The sequence below is a fragment of the Ruegeria sp. CG11 genome, from assembly GCF_056537245.1.
Genome location: NZ_JBQFRE010000001.1, coordinates 259,904 through 276,271, shown reverse-complemented (window position 1 = coordinate 276,271; position 16,368 = coordinate 259,904). Strand labels below are relative to the sequence as shown.

At 57.7% G+C, this 16,368-nt stretch carries 21 protein-coding genes and 1 other RNA gene; 10 read left to right on the top strand and 12 right to left on the bottom strand.

Features of this window, described 5'->3' with window-relative positions; genetic code table 11:
- Positions 1-15 precede the first annotated feature (15 nt).
- Positions 16-444: a hypothetical protein gene (locus ACR0KW_RS01390; RefSeq protein WP_480803411.1), complete on the top strand. Its 429-nt coding sequence runs from the start codon at positions 16-18 to the stop codon at positions 442-444.
- 47 nt (positions 445-491) lie between these two features.
- Here the strand turns inward: ACR0KW_RS01390 and ACR0KW_RS01385 are convergent, their stop codons facing one another.
- On the bottom strand, positions 492-725 hold the full coding sequence (locus tag ACR0KW_RS01385) for a sulfurtransferase TusA family protein (protein WP_480803410.1): 234 nt from the start codon (positions 723-725) through the stop codon (positions 492-494).
- A gap of 105 nt (positions 726-830) precedes the next feature.
- Here ACR0KW_RS01385 and ACR0KW_RS01380 point away from each other — a divergent pair, with 105 nt between their 5' ends.
- From ACR0KW_RS01380 to ACR0KW_RS01365, 4 genes are all read left to right on the top strand, one after another.
- A complete protein-coding gene (locus tag ACR0KW_RS01380) occupies positions 831-1,583 on the top strand; it encodes a cytochrome c biogenesis CcdA family protein (RefSeq protein WP_170398641.1) in 753 nt (250 codons plus the stop codon).
- 63 nt (positions 1,584-1,646) lie between these two features.
- Positions 1,647-2,855 carry a hypothetical protein gene (locus tag ACR0KW_RS01375; RefSeq protein ID WP_480803409.1) on the top strand — a complete coding sequence of 403 codons (1,209 nt, stop codon included), beginning with the start codon at positions 1,647-1,649 and terminating at the stop codon, positions 2,853-2,855.
- Positions 2,852-4,201 (top strand): cytochrome P450, encoded by a 1,350-nt coding sequence (locus ACR0KW_RS01370; protein ID WP_480803408.1) that lies wholly within the window; start codon positions 2,852-2,854, stop codon positions 4,199-4,201. The genes ACR0KW_RS01375 and ACR0KW_RS01370 overlap by 4 nt, the downstream gene beginning before the upstream one ends.
- A 73-nt stretch (positions 4,202-4,274) precedes the next feature.
- The gene (locus ACR0KW_RS01365; protein ID WP_480803407.1) at positions 4,275-5,156 is read left to right on the top strand and encodes a fructose bisphosphate aldolase; all 882 of its coding nucleotides are present in this window, start codon (positions 4,275-4,277) and stop codon (positions 5,154-5,156) included.
- Between the two features lie 6 nt (positions 5,157-5,162).
- On the opposite strand, the gene ACR0KW_RS01360 is transcribed toward ACR0KW_RS01365, so the two are convergent.
- The 4 genes from ACR0KW_RS01360 to fumC are packed head-to-tail and all read right to left on the bottom strand — an operon-like array spanning position 5,163 to position 7,606.
- Positions 5,163-5,765, bottom strand: a complete 603-nt coding sequence (locus ACR0KW_RS01360; protein WP_480803406.1) for a DNA-3-methyladenine glycosylase I — start codon at positions 5,763-5,765, stop codon at positions 5,163-5,165.
- Positions 5,766-5,823: 58 nt separating this feature from the next.
- A complete protein-coding gene (locus ACR0KW_RS01355; RefSeq protein WP_480803405.1) occupies positions 5,824-6,039 on the bottom strand; it encodes a ribbon-helix-helix domain-containing protein in 216 nt (71 codons plus the stop codon).
- Positions 6,036-6,212 carry a DUF4169 family protein gene (locus ACR0KW_RS01350; protein WP_480803404.1) on the bottom strand — a complete coding sequence of 59 codons (177 nt, stop codon included), beginning with the start codon at positions 6,210-6,212 and terminating at the stop codon, positions 6,036-6,038. Before ACR0KW_RS01350 ends, ACR0KW_RS01355 begins: the two co-directional genes overlap by 4 nt.
- The gene (gene fumC / locus ACR0KW_RS01345; protein ID WP_480803403.1) at positions 6,212-7,606 is read right to left on the bottom strand and encodes a class II fumarate hydratase; all 1,395 of its coding nucleotides are present in this window, start codon (positions 7,604-7,606) and stop codon (positions 6,212-6,214) included. The genes ACR0KW_RS01350 and fumC overlap by 1 nt, the downstream gene beginning before the upstream one ends.
- A gap of 228 nt (positions 7,607-7,834) precedes the next feature.
- Between fumC and ACR0KW_RS01340 the strand changes: the two genes are divergently transcribed.
- Positions 7,835-8,365 carry a hypothetical protein gene (locus tag ACR0KW_RS01340; RefSeq protein WP_480804184.1) on the top strand — a complete coding sequence of 177 codons (531 nt, stop codon included), beginning with the start codon at positions 7,835-7,837 and terminating at the stop codon, positions 8,363-8,365.
- A 13-nt stretch (positions 8,366-8,378) separates the two neighbouring features.
- On the opposite strand, the gene ACR0KW_RS01335 is transcribed toward ACR0KW_RS01340, so the two are convergent.
- The 7 genes from ACR0KW_RS01335 to ACR0KW_RS01305 form a co-directional block, all read right to left on the bottom strand.
- Positions 8,379-8,837 (bottom strand): SspB family protein, encoded by a 459-nt coding sequence (locus ACR0KW_RS01335; RefSeq protein ID WP_480803402.1) that lies wholly within the window; start codon positions 8,835-8,837, stop codon positions 8,379-8,381.
- A gap of 76 nt (positions 8,838-8,913) precedes the next feature.
- On the bottom strand, positions 8,914-10,167 hold the full coding sequence (gene chrA, locus ACR0KW_RS01330) for a chromate efflux transporter (RefSeq protein ID WP_480803401.1): 1,254 nt from the start codon (positions 10,165-10,167) through the stop codon (positions 8,914-8,916).
- On the bottom strand, positions 10,164-10,979 hold the full coding sequence (locus tag ACR0KW_RS01325; RefSeq protein WP_480803400.1) for a chromate resistance protein ChrB domain-containing protein: 816 nt from the start codon (positions 10,977-10,979) through the stop codon (positions 10,164-10,166). The genes chrA and ACR0KW_RS01325 overlap by 4 nt, the downstream gene beginning before the upstream one ends.
- 128 nt (positions 10,980-11,107) lie before the next feature.
- Positions 11,108-11,539, bottom strand: coding sequence for an ester cyclase (locus ACR0KW_RS01320; RefSeq protein WP_480556112.1), 432 nt, complete (start codon positions 11,537-11,539; stop codon positions 11,108-11,110).
- A gap of 99 nt (positions 11,540-11,638) precedes the next feature.
- Positions 11,639-11,986: a transfer-messenger RNA gene (gene ssrA, locus ACR0KW_RS01315) on the bottom strand.
- Positions 11,987-12,022: 36 nt separating this feature from the next.
- Entirely contained in the window at positions 12,023-12,385 is a 363-nt protein-coding gene (locus ACR0KW_RS01310) for a DUF4345 family protein (RefSeq protein WP_480803399.1), read from the bottom strand.
- 10 nt (positions 12,386-12,395) lie between these two features.
- Complete coding sequence (locus ACR0KW_RS01305; protein WP_480803398.1) at positions 12,396-13,127, bottom strand: FadR/GntR family transcriptional regulator; 732 nt, start codon at positions 13,125-13,127, stop codon at positions 12,396-12,398.
- Between the two features lie 87 nt (positions 13,128-13,214).
- On the opposite strand from ACR0KW_RS01305, the gene ACR0KW_RS01300 reads away from it, so the two are divergent.
- The 4 genes from ACR0KW_RS01300 to ACR0KW_RS01285 are packed head-to-tail and all read left to right on the top strand — an operon-like array spanning position 13,215 to position 16,325.
- Positions 13,215-14,006, top strand: coding sequence for a DUF2182 domain-containing protein (locus ACR0KW_RS01300; protein ID WP_480803397.1), 792 nt, complete (start codon positions 13,215-13,217; stop codon positions 14,004-14,006).
- 4 nt (positions 14,007-14,010) lie between these two features.
- The gene (locus ACR0KW_RS01295; protein WP_170324851.1) at positions 14,011-14,715 is read left to right on the top strand and encodes a DUF1326 domain-containing protein; all 705 of its coding nucleotides are present in this window, start codon (positions 14,011-14,013) and stop codon (positions 14,713-14,715) included.
- Positions 14,712-15,221 (top strand): DinB family protein, encoded by a 510-nt coding sequence (locus ACR0KW_RS01290; RefSeq protein ID WP_480803396.1) that lies wholly within the window; start codon positions 14,712-14,714, stop codon positions 15,219-15,221. Before ACR0KW_RS01295 ends, ACR0KW_RS01290 begins: the two co-directional genes overlap by 4 nt.
- Positions 15,222-16,325: a dimethylsulfoniopropionate demethylase gene (locus ACR0KW_RS01285; RefSeq protein WP_480803395.1), complete on the top strand. Its 1,104-nt coding sequence runs from the start codon at positions 15,222-15,224 to the stop codon at positions 16,323-16,325.
- Positions 16,326-16,368: the final 43 nt, after the last annotated feature.

Sequence of the window (16,368 nt, the reverse complement as noted above, 5' to 3'; positions counted from 1 at the left end):
AGAGGCGAGCAGAAAATGGGATTTTTGCAGGGTTACACAACGCAAAAGCTCAAGCAGAACCAGCGGAGCCTCCAGGATGCTTACGCCCACATAAATAAATTGTCGCATGAGCGGAATGAACTTCAGGAAGAGCTAGAACACGCTGAGATTTCCTTGGATTCCCGCCAGTGCGATCTGGAGGCACGTATGGCACGCGAGGATTTCCTGATGTCCTTGCTGGATGAAGTTTACGGAAAAGATGAAAATCCGGCCCGACAGTCAGCTTACGCCGACGATGAGGACTTCAGAATCCCGATTGGAGATCGGAAAGGTGAGGTCGTCACGCAAGCCGACCATGTTTACCTGGCGAAATACGCTGAAGTTTTTAATGAGAAATTCGCTTCGAAATGGAAGGAATATGCGAAGAACTGGGGCGAGTTCCTGCACGAAAAGATTTCGATCTAAGCGCTAGATTGATGCTTTGGAGTGTAGGTTTCTCTGGAACGCGTGTCTCAGCCTGTTTTTTGAATGAGGTAGATCTGATGCCCGTCAGCGTCTTCTTGCGACAACAGTTGATGGCCGCTTTCGGCGCAGAAATGCGGAACGTCGATGACGGCGGCAGGGTCATCGGCCAAGACACGCAAAATCGCTCCTGAGGGCATGGATTTAAGGCGTTTTCTGGCTTTCAGGACGGGCAAGGGACACAGCAGACCCAGCGCGTCGAGCGTTTCGGTGGGATTTGACATGAGGGTCAGATATTTCCACTTTGCCTGACTGTCCAGCACCCGTGCACGGGGATGTGACCGAATGGCCCCGTGACGCCGCCGCTTGGATACCCTATGTGCTGAACCATGTTCGGAATTGAAATCATCGACGCGGGCCTGCTGCCTGCCATGTTCATCGCAATGCTGGGCGGGCTGATCAGTTTTCTTTCGCCCTGCGTGCTGCCCATTGTTCCGCCTTATCTGGCATATATGAGCGGCGTTACGATCAATGAGATGCAGGACGAGGCAGCGGCGCGGCGCAAGGCGACTCTGTCTGCGCTGTTCTTTGTGCTAGGCCTGTCGACGGTGTTCCTGTTGCTGGGCTTCACGGCCTCGGCCTTTGGGGCATTTGTGCTGCAGAATCAGGTACTGTTTGCCAAACTCTCGGGTGCGGTCGTGATCGTCTTTGGCCTGCATTTCCTCAACGTGTTCCGTATTCCTTTCTTGGATCGTGAGGCACGGATCGACGCGGGTGATTCTGGTGGTTCTGTTTTCGGGGCCTATATCCTGGGTCTTGCCTTTGCATTTGGCTGGACGCCGTGCATCGGTCCGCAGCTTGGCGCGATCCTGTCTCTGGCGGCGTCCGAAGCCTCGGTCGCGCGCGGCACACTGCTGCTGGGTGTTTATGCTGCGGGGCTGGGGATTCCGTTCCTGCTGGCGGCAATGTTCCTGAACCGGTCGATGACGGTGATGAACCGGATCAAGCCCCATATGGGCACGATCGAGAAGGTTATGGGGGGCCTTCTGTTGTTCGTGGGTATCATGCTTATCACAGGCCTTTTCACCGAGTTCAGCTGGTGGCTGCTGGAGACCTTCCCGGCACTGGCCAATTTCGGGTGACGCGCCGATCCGACTTACCTTGGCGGTAAGGCTGCGCTAACCTGCGCCGCAGAAGGTAAGGGCATGAGCAGTCACACAAATCAGCGTTGGGTGCGCAGGCGTCGGGTGTTTTATATTCCCGGCTATGACCCGATTCACCCGCGCCGATACCGCGAGCTGTACCGCAAGGAAAGCCGGGCGCAGGCCGATATATCCGGATATGACATCTCGATTTCACCGAAAACGGGGGACGGTCCTTATGGCTGGCACGTCCGTTCGCATCAGGACGGCACCGACATCGAGGCGGATTTCGACGTTCTGGTCTGGTCGGATATCGTTCGCGACAGCATGTCCAACTCGATTCCTGCGACTTATCTGCAGCTTGTACGGACGGCGTGGATATACATAGGGTCAGGAGCACTGTGGCGCCTGATGCGGCTGCGCAAGGGGCCGGTAATCGCCGCGCTCTATCCCGTTGGGATGCTGATCGTGCAGTTGGTTGCAGCGCTTTCGGTGGCATGGGCCGTGGCCGCGCTGCTTTGGCCCATCGCCGGGCGGCTGTCTTTGGTGCCAGCGATTGGTGCCGGGTTTGCTTTGCTGCATTGGTTCCGCAAAATCGACAACCGCCTGTTTGTATATTATCTGATGCACGACTACGCCTATTCCGCTGCCTTGATGGGGGCCACCCCGGCAGAGCTACGCGCGCGTCTGACCGAGTTTACCGCTTTGATCCGGGAAGCGCTGACGCAGGATGTGGATGAGGTTCTGGTGGTCGGCCATTCTTCGGGCGCGCATCTGGCGGTGACAGTGCTGGCTGATCTGATCCGTTCGGAGGCAAAAACCGGATCAAAGCTGTCCTTCCTGACATTGGGGCAGGTGGTGCCGATGGTTTCGTTTCTGCCCAAGGCCAAGGAGTTGCGCACCGATTTGCAATTCCTGTCCGAGCAATCAGACCTCACTTGGGTTGACGTGTCCGCGCCGGGCGACGGGTGTGCGTTTGCTCTGTGTGACCCGGTAGGTGTCAGCGGTGTAGCCACCGACCGGAAACGCTGGCCACTGGTCCTGTCGGCGGCCTTCACGCAAACGCTGTCACCGGATCGCTGGCAAGAGCTGCGCTGGCGCTTTTTTCGGCTGCATTTCCAGTATCTCTGCGCGTTTGATCGCCCCAGAGATTATGATTACTTCCGTATCACCGCTGGCCCTTTGACCCTGGGTCAACGGTTCGAGGGGCGTGCGCCGTCGCAGTCACGGATCGAACAATCGGTTTCAAAATACAGGTCAGTACGAACATGAAGCCACCAAAGCCAATGCCCCGTCCGGACAAGGTCTCGTTGTGGCGCTACCTGAAACTGTTCCGAAAGGATCTGCTGTCGGCGCAGCCGCATCGTCTGTACCGTGCGTGGATGGCCGAGTTTCGCACGCCGTTCTTTCGATCTTACATGATCAATCAGCCAGAACTTGTTGATACGGTCTTAAAAAAACGCCCCGATGACTTCCCGAAATCCGGTCGCATCAGCGAGGGGTTGCGCCCGCTGCTGGGGGACTCGGTCTTTCTGACAAACGGAGAGACCTGGAAACGGCAGCGACGGATCATCGATCCGGCCTTTGAGGGCGGACGGCTAAAGGACACCTTTCCGGCGATGCTGCAGGCCGCCGAAGCCTGCGTTGCGCGGCTCAAGGGGCAGGCGGGTGAGGTGATCGAATGTGAGGAGCTCACCAGCCATGCCGCGGCGGATGTGATCTTTCGAACCTTGTTTTCGGTCCCGATCGAACATGAAGTGGCCGCGCAGGTGTTTGATAAGTTCCGGGCTTATCAGCGGCAGCAACCGTTGTTGAACCTGGCGGCGTTTATTCCGGTGCCGCGCTGGGTGCCGCGGTTTCACGCGCGAAACACGCGCCGGAACGCCAAGGCCATCCGCGCATTGATCAAGCGTCTGACGACCGAGCGGGCCAAGCTGATCGCTGCAGGGCAGGCGCCCGACGATCTTGCCACCAAGATCATGACGACGCACGACCCCGAAACCGGGCGCTGCTTTGATACGCAAGAGATGGTCGATCAGGTCGCCATTTTCTTTCTAGCGGGGCATGAAACCAGCGCTTCGGCGCTAGCCTGGACTCTGTACCTGATGGCGCTTTACCCCGAATGGCAGGAAAAGCTGAGCGTCGAGGCAAGCGTTCTGGATGACCCCAGCTTTGCCACCGTGTCAAAACTACGCCGCAGCCGGGATGTTTTCCGCGAGTCGCTGCGCCTGTACCCGCCTGTGCCGATGATGGTGCGTGAGGCGACCTGTCCGGAAGATTTCCGGGGCCGAGAGGTCGCCAAAGGATCGCAGATCGTCATCAGTCCTTGGCACCTTCACCGGCAGGAACGCCTGTGGGACCGCCCCGATGAGTTTGATCCCACTCGCTGGCACACGGAAAACGGCAAGACCTGTCAGCGGCAGGCCTTCATCCCGTTTTCAGCAGGTCCGCGCGTCTGCACCGGGGCAGGATTCGCCATGGTCGAGGGGCCATTGTTATTGTCGATGTTGCTGCGGCACTTCCGGTTTGAGTTGGTGGAAGGGCACACGCCCGTTCCCGAAGCACATCTGACAGTTCGGTCCAAAGAAGGGATTTGGTTGCGCGTGGTTGAGCGCTAACAAACTACCATCGCCCTGCGCCTTGCTGTATGCGATGGAAAAACGCGGAATCATCATTGAACGGGAAAGTCTTATGTCCAAAGCAGAACAGCGCGAGCAGATGTCTAACGGCGCGGGCTTCATTGCAGCCCTGGATCAAAGTGGCGGCTCGACGCCCAAGGCGCTGGCGCTTTATGGGGTTGATGCCTCGGAATACAGTTCGGACGAAGAGATGTTCGGCGAGATCCAGAAAATGCGCGCGCGGATCATTCTGGCCGAGGACTTCACCAAGGACAAAGTGATCGGTGCCATCCTGTTCGAACGCACTCTGGGCGAAGAGATCGAAGGCCGTAAGGTTGCAGACTATCTGTGGTCGCAGAAGGGTATCGTTCCGTTCCTGAAAATCGACAAGGGTCTGGAGGACCAGGCCAACGGCGTTCAGATGATGAAACCGATCCCGGGCCTGGCTGAAACTCTGGCCAAGGCAAATGGCGTCTTTGGCACCAAGGAGCGTTCGGTGATCCACGAAGCTAACGCCGAAGGCATCGCTGCCGTTGTAGCACAGCAGTTTGATGTGGCCCGCGAAGTTGTTGCCGCCGGCATGGTCCCGATTGTCGAACCCGAGGTGAATATCAATTCCGCCACCAAAGCCGAGGCCGAGGATATCCTGAAGGCCGAAATCCTGAAAAACCTCGACCAACTGGCCGACGGTCAAGACATCATGCTGAAGCTGACCATCCCCAGCCAGGCGAACCTGTATGACGAACTGGCCGATCATCCGCGCGTTGTGCGCGTTGTGGCACTGTCGGGCGGCTATTCGACCGAGCAGGCCTGTGATCTGCTGGATCAGAACGGCAAGATGATCGCTTCGTTCTCGCGCGCACTGACCGAGGGGCTGTCGAAGCAGCAATCGGATACCGAGTTCAACGCCGCATTGGGTGGCAATATCGACAAGATCTTCCGCGCCTCGGTCTAAGAGGCTCTATTCCGGTTTGGTGAATTCGCGGCGCATTTGCGCCGCTTTTTCACGCATGGAACACCCAATGGCGTGGTCGTTCACCAACCCCATTGCCTGCATGAATGCAAAAACCGTGGTCGGCCCGACGAACTTCCAGCCACGTTTCTTCAAGTCCTTCGACATTGCGATGGACTCGGGTGAGGTCGACGCTGTTTGGGGTTCGGGTGGGTTGTCGGCCTCGTACCGCCAGACATATGCGGCGATAGACCCTTCTGCTGCCACCAGCTCTTGCGCGCGGCGGGCGTTGTTGATGACGGCTTCGATCTTGCCGCGATGGCGGATAATGCCTGCGTCCTCTAGCAGGCGTTCGACATACGCTTCATCAAACTTGGCTACCGCGTTGAAATCGAATTGATTAAACGCCTTGCGGAAGTTTTCACGTTTGGCCAGGATTGTGCGCCAACTTAGGCCCGATTGAAAACTCTCGAGACACAACTTTTCGAACAGACGCAGGTCGTCAGCCACCGGGTAGCCCCATTCATTGTCGTGGTATTCAAAAAACTCCGGTGCTGCCTGACACCAAGCGCAGCGTGGCTGGCCATCCGGGCCGAGGACAGTCTGGCTCATAAATGTACCCTTTTTGTTCTCGATCACTCTAAGCGCATCGCCGTAATGGACGCAAGGGTCAGTAGCGATACCAATGCAGGATAAAAACACGGATGGCAGAGGCCAGACCAATCTCGGGGTCGCGATTTACATCAATTTCAGCGGCCAGTGCGTTGATTGGCATATCTTTTTCTTTGGCAATGTCGCGAAAGGCCTGCCAGAATTCGTCTTCCAGAGACACCGAAGTGCGATGCCCTTTCAGGGTCAGTGATCGTTTGACTGGACGCCCGCTCATTCATCCAACTCGTGATTGTCGATGTCGCGGCGCTGCTTGTTCTGCTCGAACTTGGCTTCGATCTTTTCGACCTTGCTGCGGCCGAATTTGACAGCGTTCTGATCCGCGCGGGCCTTTTTCTCGGCCCGCGCTTTTTCTTTTCGATACCGGTTCAGATTGACCGGCTTACCCATCAGTCTTTCGGACCAATCATATGTTCGGGGCGAACAACGGCGTCGAAAGTCTCTTCATCGACAAAGCCCAATGCGATGGCTTCTTCCTTGAGGGTCGTGCCGTTCTTGTGCGCCGTCTTGGCGACGGTGGTGGCATTGTCATATCCGATGGTCGGCGCCAGCGCGGTCACCAGCATCAGCGATTCCTTCATCAGCTTGTCGATACGCGGTTCATTGGCCTTGATGCCCAACAGCATTCGCTCGGTAAAGCTGTCGGTGGCGTCGCCCAGCAGTTGGATCGACTGCAGCAGGTTGTAAGACATCATCGGGTTGTAGACGTTCAGTTGGAAATGCCCCTGCGAGCCGGCGAACTTCATCGCTGCGTCGTTGCCCATCACATGCGCGGCGACCTGTGTCAGCGCCTCGGCCTGAGTCGGGTTCACCTTACCGGGCATGATCGACGAGCCGGGCTCGTTTTCCGGCAGGATCAGTTCACCCAGGCCCGAGCGGGGGCCAGAGCCCAACAGACGGATGTCGTTCGCGATCTTGTAGCAAGAGCCCGCGATGGTCGCCAAGGCGCCCGACAGGAAGACCATGGCGTCATGGGCTGCCAGGGCCTCGAACTTGTTCGGCGCGGTTACGAAGGGCAGGCCGGTGATGTCTGCCATGTTCCTGGCCACGGCCTCATCCCAGCCGTTGTGGGTGTTCAGACCGGTGCCAACGGCCGTACCGCCTTGGGCCAGCTCGTAAATTCCGGGCATTGAGGCATGGACGCGGGCAATACCCTGACGGATTTGGTGCGCGTAGCCACCGAACTCCTGCTCCAGCGTCAGCGGCGTTGCATCCTGCGTGTGAGTCCGGCCGATCTTGATGATGCCCGTGAACTCTTTCGCTTTGGTTTCCAGCGCTGAAGCGAATTTCTCAAGACCCGGCAGCAGCACGTCACGCACGCTCATCGCCGTGGCGATGTGCATTGCAGTCGGGAAAGTGTCGTTCGAGGATTGACCCATGTTGCAGTGGTCATTCGGGTGCACCGGGTCTTTCGAACCGATCACGCCGCCCAGAATCTCAATCGCGCGGTTGGCGATCACCTCGTTCGAGTTCATGTTCGACTGGGTGCCCGACCCAGTCTGCCAAACGACCAGTGGGAAGTTGTCGTCAAACTTGCCCTCAATCACCTCACCGGCGGCCTGAATGACGGCGTCCGCAATCGTTGCGTCCAGCTTACCGATGGCTTTGTTTTCCATCGCGCAGGCTTTCTTGATCACACCCAGCGCGCGCACGATGGCGACGGGCTGCTTTTCCCAGCCAATAGGGAAGTTTATGATCGAACGCTGCGTTTGGGCACCCCAATATTTGTCAGCAGGGACTTCCAACGGGCCAAAGCTGTCGGATTCGGTGCGGGTCTGAGACATCGGTCACTCCGTCGTGTATGCAGTCGTATGCCGTTTACCCGTAACTCTGTCATCGTGCAATCGGCCAGTTGCGCGCACCATAAACCCAGGGGCGCCAGAGGTATAGCCGGAAGGGATCGGGAAAATCGCACTGAAACGCATTGTGCGCGCTATCGGGTCGGCTACAATAGGTGGATCAACTAGTTGGAGGCTAAGGTGAGCATATTGGTTCGAACTTATCCCCTGAAAATTATTGCCTTTTCATTGGGTGTACTCATTTGGTCCGCAATTACCGGGCTACAGGCTCATGCGGGGGATATTGCTCCGTTCGTCGGTAGCTACGTCGGATCTGCCAATCTTGTAGATGAAGATGGCAGTGAAACGCCACGTGACATGAGCGTGTCGATTCAAGAATTGAAAGATGGTTTCAATGTCAGTTGGACGACCATTACCTACAAGGCGGATGGTCGGGTCAAAGATCAGAAATTTTCGATAGATTTCAAGCAGTCCGACCGATCTGACGTGTATTCCGCTGCCATGAAGCGCAACGTATTCGGGCATGAGGTCCCACTGGACCCGATGCAGGGCGAACCGTTTGTCTGGGGGCGCATCGAAGGCGACACGCTGACCGTGTTCTCGCTGTTCATCGGCGAGACCGGAGATTATGAGTTGCAGCAGTTCGACCGCACTCTGGCAGAGGGCGGTCTGGACCTGTCGTTTTCACGATTTCGCAACGGGGTGAAATCACGCTCGGTCAATACGTTCCTGAAAAAGCAATAGGAACGCCGGGCGCTTACTTACGGAAACTGTCGAGTGAGACGACCTCGGCGTCGTGGTGGTTGTCGTCTTCTTCAACCTCAATCGATTCTTCGATGTGATGCTCAATCTCATCCTCGTCCTCGGGGCTCTCAAAGCGCAGCCCAAATTCGACCGAGGGGTCAACGAACGTCTTGATCGAAGAATAAGGGATATACAGAGGTTCCGGCGCATCGCCAAAATTCAGCGTGATCGCAAACCCGTCGTCGCCGACCTCAAGGTTTTCGAACCAGTGCTGCATGACGATGGTCATTTCCTCCGGGTACCGCTCGCGCAGCCAATCCGCCAGTTCGACGCCGTCCTGGCGGGTGTCGAAGGTGATGAAGAAATGATGTGCCCCGGGCAGGCCATTGTCGGAAACGCTGGTCAGAACGGTTTTGATGAGCCCGCGCATGGCGGTGTGCATCAGGTTCCCATAGTCGATGTCTTGCGACATGTGTCATCCTCAAAAGTGGTTACCCTCAGCATAGGGGATTTCATCGGAAACGAAAGACCGCCTGTGTGAGGATTGTTTAAACGTAATGCAGTCCGGTTCCGATTGCGGCCATGATTACCAATGTGGTCGCCATTCCAAATTTAAACTTAAAAATCAACAGTCCAGCGAGCATTGTTAGGATCAGCGCGGCTGGGTTGAGGCTGGTCAGCTCGGGCCAGGGCAGTGTCACAGGTCCCCATGATACTTCGGGGATTTTCTGAAACAGAACGTTCAGACTGAACCATAGGGACAGGTTGAGAATCACACCCACGACTGCGGCGGTGATGCTATGAAGTGCAGCCGATAATCTAGGACGTGCCGCCAGTTGATCCAGATAGGGCGCCGCAAGAAAAATCCAGAGAAAACAGGGAACGAACGTGGCCCAAAGAGCAACCGCGCCGGCCGCGATCGCCAGAGAGGCGCCACCTGTCATCTGGCCGGTCAGCATGGCGACGAATTGGGTCACCAGAATCAATGGCCCTGGAGTTGTTTCGGCCAATCCCAGTGCGTCGATCATCTGATCCGTGCTGACCCAGTGGTATTTGTCCACGACGGTCTGGGTCATATAGGCGAGCACGGCATAGGCTCCGCCAAAGGTGACAACGGCGAGGCGGGCGAAAAACCAGCCCAGATCACTCAGCAGTTTTTGCCCCGTAAGGGTCAGTGCTAGCAGCGGCCCAAGCCACATTGCCAGCCAAAAAGCGGCGGTGCGAAACGTACCGGTAACTTTGGGCGCAATGGGAATGTCGTCGGCCCGCGCTTGACCGTCAAAGGTAACGTATCCCCATATCGCCGCGGCCAGAATGATCAGCGGAAAGGGTAGGTTAAGCGCAAAGATGGCGAGGAATCCAAGCCCTGCGATGGCGCGGTGCTGTGTATCGGTCAGCGCCTTGCGCGACAGGTTCCGAAGCGCCTGCAATACGATCACGATGACCGTCGCCTTCACCCCCAGAAACCCGGCCTGAACCACCGGCAGATCACCAAAGGCGGCGTACAGCCCGACCAGAATTGCGATAACACAGGCTCCGGGCAGCACGAACAAGGCTCCGGCGATCAAACCGCCGGTCACTCCGCGCAGACGCCAGCCGGCATAAGTTGCCAACTGCATCGCCTCGGGGCCGGGCAACAACATGCACAGCGACAAGGCCCGCAGATAGGTCTGCTCATCCAGCCAGGGGCGGTTTTCGACTAGTTCCTGATGCATCAGCGAAATCTGAGCCGCCGGGCCGCCGAAGGACAGCAGGCCGATGCGGCCGAACACGCGGACAAGCTCCGCAATAGATGGGGTCATGATCTACGATCCGTCGGCCAATCGTGGTGTTCGTCAAACCCGTCTCTGGCCCAGCGATACAGAGCGTCATACAGGTGCAGACCTGCCTCAAGGTTCTGATGGTCGTCCCGGTATTGCCGCGACAGGCCTACCGATATCGCCAGCAGACCGGCGGCCTCTGGCGAAAGATCGTGACGGTTGGTATCCGCAGCGCGGATCACAGTGGCAAGCCGGTCAAGGGCAGGGGTGTGCAACTGAAACTCGTCCAGCATCGTATCAAAGGTGCAGCGGTCACCTCGGTGGGACCAGAACGTATCCTCGATATCGAATGGCGTCGCGTCGAAGGCTTTGGCTGTGGCTTCAACCTCGGACGGGGCCACTAACAAGAATTGCGCAACGGGGTCCACGAAACGACGGATCAGCCACGGGCAAGCGATCCGGTCGATCTTGGGCCGGTGGCGTGTGACCCAGACCGATCGGCCATCCTCGCGCGTGGGTAGGGCCGAGGCCGGAACCCGGGGCGCATCCGCCAAATCGCGCCAGCCATACATCCCGCCTTCCAGAAATTCGGCCTCAAATCCCTTACTACGCAACCAGGACACAACCCCTTGGCTGAGCTTCTTGCCCTTTTGGCAAATGATGACGGCGTTCCTATCACCAACTCTGTCGGCAATGCCGTCGATATCCATGGCGGGACGGCGAACGGAACCGGGGATCAGAAAGGGATCGGCCTCAAAATCCGGGTCAAGGCAAATGTCGATCAAGACCGGCGCCTGCGGAGTTCCGATCAGGCGTAGCAACTGTTTCGGTGTGATCGCGTTGGGCGCGGGCATGGCATGTCTCCTGATGCAAACGGATACATGCGAAACTTGGGCTGGCGCCTCACGGGGCGTTCGCAATCTTACCCCATGACCCTTGCTTACGATCAAGCGCCAAAGGGGTCAAGATTGCGTTGCTTGCGTCAGGCCCAATCCAACCTTTGTCCGGTCATGCAGACGGGCAGGGTGTCTTGCGGAAATTGGCCGAGCTGTTCGAACAGAGAGATAAAGTCGAACTGGTTATACGCCTCGACCATCCGGCCATCTTTGAAGCGCGCGATGACGCTGCCGGTAGCCTGTAACGGCGCCCCGTTATCTGCCCGTGTGGTGCTGACGTGGAGAATTCCGGACACCCAATCACCGTCTTCGATGATCTTCGGAAGATCGACCTTGATATCCCCCAGCACATGCCGAAAGGCCATGACCAGATCGCGGAAGTCATCCGCGCCGACCTGCATTTCGGGGATCAGCCCCTCGGCCATGGTATCGGGGGCAAAGAACTGGTCGATGGCATCAACGTTTCCGTTTTCCCAAACCTCGGCATACCAGTTTCTGAGTATATCGGCGTGTGACATCCCAGCTCTCCTTTTCCTGTTGGGCTGAGAATGAAACGTAAGGGTGAAGAAACCCTGAACGTGAACAAGATCAGGGATAAACCGCAGACATTAAGGGGAAATGCAGGTTTCTGTTGCCAGGTACCTGCGAACCCCGCCTTACGCGGCTAGGCGCAAGGACTTAAGTTTCGGTCTTGTTACTGCTTACGCAGCAACTGCAACCGGAGCACGATTGTCGTTTGCAATTGTACTATTTTCGCCGATAACGGTGGCAGACAGCCGAGACAAAGCTAACCCCTTTAGACGTTCGTCGATCCTGTTTCGGCCCCAAAATCCTCAAACGAAGGATGGTTGGTGGAGCCGCCGGGTACCGCCCCCGGGTCCGATCCGCTTATTACGAGCGCGTTTATGTCCATAGTCCCGAAGGACATACCCTATATAGGTGAGCGGACGTTCGGATGCAAACCGGGAATTGCGAAGAACGGTAGAAGTAAAAACAAACGCTTAGGCGGGCCTGTTGAAGTTCGCCAGGATCAGCCACAGCGCCAGGACCAGTTCGATTCCACCGAATGTCACCGCTTTGACCAAGGGGGGATTGTCCAGAATGACCGAGACGAACCGACCCAGCGCTGCCCCGGCGTAGACGACCCCAAGCATGGCATAGGCCATCGGGTTGTTCAGCCACAGCACCGCCACACCAGTTACTACGAACAGCCCGCCGACCGAGGCGCGCATCTCGCTAAGCCCCATGTTGCTGTCGGTCGGTGCCAAATCTAGCGATGCGGCGGTGAACGCCGGAGCCAGAAATCCGAACAGGCCAAAGCCAATCGTCAATAGTGCGGCGATTACATTCAGCGCTGTTACCATCATTCCTCCGTCACGCGGGCTTGCGGTGTTTCTGGGCCACGTCCTGCGCCAGTTTGCGCGTGTAGTTTTCAAGTTCAACCAGCGCTGCGTCAACTTTTGCTTCGTCACGGGCCTCCAGCGCGTCGGCGATGCGGTTGTGCAGGCCGATGATCTCTTCGCGGGATCGGGCGGTAAAGGTGATCATGTTCATCAAGGGCTGCATCGCCTCAACGGCCCCGGCCAGTTGGTATGACAGAACCGGATTTCCAGCCCCATCCACCAGAGCGCGGTGAAAGGAGACATCCGAAGAACAAAACGCTTCATCCGTCAGGCCGGGTTGCGACTGACGGAAAATCTCGGCCCGCATGGTGGCCAGTTGATCAGCCGTGCGGCGTTGCGCCGATAGGGGGGCGCAGGCGCGCTCCAGAGCAAAACGGGCCTCGCACGCAGTGTCGAAACTAATCGCGTTCATCGATAGCAGCAGGGTCGAAGTGGTGACTTGCTGCGAATAGGCGTCCTCAAAGCTGATCCGGTTCACGAAAGCGCCGCCACTGGCACCGCGCTGGGTTCGGATCAGTGATTGCGCCGCCAACCGTTTGAGCGCCTCGCGTACGGTCGGGCGTGACACCTGAAACTGTTCGGACAATTCCGCCTCGGACGGCAATCGTTCGTCCACGATCAACTCGCCCGAAATGATAGCATCGCGTATGGCCTGAGCGATTTGGGCGGATAAATCAGAAGGTTTCTGAGGTTCGATTTTCATTTTCCGGAGCCCGTCGGTGAAATTTTTATTTGTCTGACATTTAAAAGTCTGACATTTGAAAAGCAAGGGCTGAGTCGGGAGGGACACGTGAGTCGCGCAGTTCTACGCAGCGGATTGTGGCTGGGATTTTATATTCTGATCCTGTGGGCGTGGTGGATGATGTTCACAATGAGCCGCGACATGGATCTGGACTGGATCGGTCGGCCTGGCCCGATGGGGCAAGCGATGGCCGCAATGGATCCCCGTATGGACATGTATATGCCCATGGCCGAATTCGGGCCGCTGTTCTGGATGTGGGCGATCATGATGGCCGCCATGATGCTGCCGACGCTGGTGCCAACCCTGCGCAGTTACGAGGACCTGATCCGCAGCGCCAATGGCACGCGTGCGGGGTGGATCGGCGTTTTGGCCGGGTATTTCATCGTCTGGGTCGGTTTTGCTGCGCTGATCACCGGCGTTCAGCTGGCTCTGTTGTACGGCGGCGTCGTCGACATGCTGGGCATTGCCAAATCCGGCTGGTTTGCCGGCGGCCTGATGATCGCGGTCGGCGCGTTCCAGTTCACCCGTGCGAAAGAGGTCTGCCACGGCGTATGCCACGCCCCCATGACCTATTTCCTGGGCCACTGGAAAACCGGTTTTTCAGGTGGCCTGCGTATGGGGCTGGGCCTTGGCGCGTTCTGCGTCGGATGCTGCTGGGGCTTCATGGCGCTTGGGTTTGTTGGTGGCGTCATGAGCCTGCTGTGGATGGGCCTGGCGACACTGTTCATGGTTCTTGAAAAATTGCCTCAGATTGGCCACGCGATAACGCGGCCGATGGGGTTTGCACTGATCGCAGGGGGGATTGTCCTGCTGATCTATCCCTTTGCTTACGGAGGATAAGTATATGGCTAAAAACCGAAAACCCGAGGCTGACAGGCTGCCGATCAGCCAACGCATCGACAGCCGTATGCCCAACCCCAAACGGCGCGAGATGAGCCCGACGGACTGGGCGATCAAGGGCGAGCTGATCCTGAACTGCTCGTGCGATGTGTTCTGCCCGTGCGTGGTGTCTCTGGGCGCGCATCCTCCGACCGAAGGGCATTGCCACGCGTGGATGGGTGTCATCATCGACGAAGGCCATTACGAGGGCGAAGACCTGTCCGGTCTGAACGTAGGCCTGCTGGTCGATATTCCCGGCCGCATGGGAGAGGGCCAATGGAAAGTCGCGGCCTACGTAGACGAGCGCGCCAGCGGTAAAGCCTATAACGGGCTGCTGCAAATCTTCAGCGGTCAGGCTGGCGGCACCACTGGTCTGTTCACCATGTTGGTGAGCGAGATCATCGGGGCCGAACGCGCTCCGGTCCAGATCGAGCGCGACGGCAACAAACGTCGCATCGTGATCGGTCGCAAGATTCAGGGCGAGATCGAGATGCTGGCGGGCAAAGACCCCGAGCATCCGGTGATGGTTTCGAACTCGAAATACTGGATGGGGCCAGACATCATCGTGGCGCGCGGCACCAAATCCAAGGTGCGGGACTATGGCCGTGTCTGGGATTTCGGTGGCAAGTCGGCCGAGATTTGCCCGATTGACTGGCATGGTCCGAAATGATGATCACCGGCGCCTATGCGCAAGAGATGGCGCGATATAACCGGTGGCAAAACAGCCAGTTATCCGGCTTTCTGCAAGCGCTGACTCTTGATGATCTGACCAAAGAACGGGGGGCGTTCTTTGGGTCCATCATGGGAACGGCGAACCATCTGCTGTGGGGCAATTGGATTTGGATCTCTCGCTTTGACAAGGGCGAAGGACCGGGGGGCGGTATCCCCGAGAGTGTTTCGTTATGCGCCGATCTGGCCGAATGGCTGCCCTTTTGTGAAACAGTCGATGCGCGAATTGCTGAATGGGCGGGATCGCTGGGCGATGTGCCACTAACCGGTGACTTCACCTGGTTCTCGGCCGCAAAAGAAGCTGATGTTACATTGCCTTACGCGCAGTGTGTCATCCACATGTTCAATCACCAGACCCATCATCGTGGACAGTTGCACCAGATGCTGACCGAAACCGGATCGGTCGCGCCTGTCAGTGATCTGGTCTTTATGCCCAAGGAGGCTTGAATGCCGCAGATTTCCATATCTCGCCGGTTGCGGCGCACCCCGTTTTCCGATGGGGTCGAGGCCGCCGGCGTCAAGGGATACACGGTCTACAACCGTATGTTGTTGCCCACGGTTTTCGAAAGCGTCGAAGCGGATTATCGCCACCTGAAATCCCATGTTCAGGTGTGGGATGTCTCGTGCGAGCGGCAGGTCGAATTGCGCGGCCCGGATGCTGCCAGGCTAATGCAGATGCTGACACCGCGCGATCTGCGGGGAATGCTTCCGGGGCAGTGTTTTTATGTGCCCATCGTCGATGAAACCGGTGGGATGTTGAACGATCCGGTGGCGGTGAAACTCTCCGATGATCGTTGGTGGATTTCCATTGCGGACAGTGACTTGTTGCTGTGGGTCAAGGGCATCGCCAACGGGTACCGGCTGGATGTTCTGGTGGATGAGCCGGACGTGTCGCCGCTGGCCGTACAGGGGCCAAAGGCGGATGAACTGATGGCACGGGTCTTTGGTGATCGCGTGCGCGACATCCGGTTCTTTAAGTTCGACATGTTCGAGTTCCAGGGCCGCGATCTGGCGGTGGCGCGGTCAGGCTATTCCAAGCAGGGCGGGTTCGAGATTTACGTCGAGGGCTCGGATATCGGGATGCCACTGTGGAACGCTCTGTTTGCCGCTGGCGAAGACCTGCAGGTGCGCGCAGGCTGCCCCAACCTGATCGAACGGATCGAGGGCGGGTTGCTGTCTTATGGCAATGACATGACCGACGACAACACGCCGCATGAATGTGGTCTGGGCAAGTTCTGCAACACGCATACAGCTATCGGGTGTATCGGTCGCGACGCCTTGCTGCGCGTGGCCAAGGAAGGCCCGGTACAACAGATTCGCCCGATTGCCATCGAGGGCGACGCCGTGCCGCCCTGTGATCGTCCGTGGTCCATTTTTGCAGATGGAAAACGGGTCGGTCAGGTGACGTCGGCCGCGTGGTCTCCGGACTTTTCGACCATTGTATCGATTGGAATGTTGCGGCTGAGCCATTGGGACGCCGGGACAGTTGTCGAGGTCGAAACACCCGACGGTATGCGTCGGGCAACAGTGCAGGAGAAGTTCTGGATTTGACGGCGGCAGGGGGCGCTGCCGCCGAGGTATTTTGGGTCAGGTG

Bases quoted from the DNA above. Each gene is read 5' to 3' on its own strand.
- ACR0KW_RS01390 (WP_480803411.1), top strand. From the start codon at position 16: ATGGGATTTTTGCAGGGTTACACAACGCAAAAGCTCAAGCAGAACCAG.
- ACR0KW_RS01385 (WP_480803410.1), bottom strand. From the start codon at position 725: ATGTCAAATCCCACCGAAACGCTCGACGCGCTGGGTCTGCTGTGTCCC.
- ACR0KW_RS01380 (WP_170398641.1), top strand. From the start codon at position 831: ATGTTCGGAATTGAAATCATCGACGCGGGCCTGCTGCCTGCCATGTTC.
- ACR0KW_RS01375 (WP_480803409.1), top strand. From the start codon at position 1,647: ATGAGCAGTCACACAAATCAGCGTTGGGTGCGCAGGCGTCGGGTGTTT.
- ACR0KW_RS01370 (WP_480803408.1), top strand. From the start codon at position 2,852: ATGAAGCCACCAAAGCCAATGCCCCGTCCGGACAAGGTCTCGTTGTGG.
- ACR0KW_RS01365 (WP_480803407.1), top strand. From the start codon at position 4,275: ATGTCCAAAGCAGAACAGCGCGAGCAGATGTCTAACGGCGCGGGCTTC.
- ACR0KW_RS01360 (WP_480803406.1), bottom strand. From the start codon at position 5,765: ATGAGCCAGACTGTCCTCGGCCCGGATGGCCAGCCACGCTGCGCTTGG.
- ACR0KW_RS01355 (WP_480803405.1), bottom strand. From the start codon at position 6,039: ATGAGCGGGCGTCCAGTCAAACGATCACTGACCCTGAAAGGGCATCGC.
- ACR0KW_RS01350 (WP_480803404.1), bottom strand. From the start codon at position 6,212: ATGGGTAAGCCGGTCAATCTGAACCGGTATCGAAAAGAAAAAGCGCGG.
- fumC (WP_480803403.1), bottom strand. From the start codon at position 7,606: ATGTCTCAGACCCGCACCGAATCCGACAGCTTTGGCCCGTTGGAAGTC.
- ACR0KW_RS01335 (WP_480803402.1), bottom strand. From the start codon at position 8,837: ATGTCGCAAGACATCGACTATGGGAACCTGATGCACACCGCCATGCGC.
- chrA (WP_480803401.1), bottom strand. From the start codon at position 10,167: ATGACCCCATCTATTGCGGAGCTTGTCCGCGTGTTCGGCCGCATCGGC.
- ACR0KW_RS01325 (WP_480803400.1), bottom strand. From the start codon at position 10,979: ATGCCCGCGCCCAACGCGATCACACCGAAACAGTTGCTACGCCTGATC.
- ACR0KW_RS01320 (WP_480556112.1), bottom strand. From the start codon at position 11,539: ATGTCACACGCCGATATACTCAGAAACTGGTATGCCGAGGTTTGGGAA.
- ACR0KW_RS01310 (WP_480803399.1), bottom strand. From the start codon at position 12,385: ATGGTAACAGCGCTGAATGTAATCGCCGCACTATTGACGATTGGCTTT.
- ACR0KW_RS01305 (WP_480803398.1), bottom strand. From the start codon at position 13,127: ATGAAAATCGAACCTCAGAAACCTTCTGATTTATCCGCCCAAATCGCT.
- ACR0KW_RS01295 (WP_170324851.1), top strand. From the start codon at position 14,011: ATGGCTAAAAACCGAAAACCCGAGGCTGACAGGCTGCCGATCAGCCAA.
- ACR0KW_RS01290 (WP_480803396.1), top strand. From the start codon at position 14,712: ATGATGATCACCGGCGCCTATGCGCAAGAGATGGCGCGATATAACCGG.
- ACR0KW_RS01285 (WP_480803395.1), top strand. From the start codon at position 15,222: ATGCCGCAGATTTCCATATCTCGCCGGTTGCGGCGCACCCCGTTTTCC.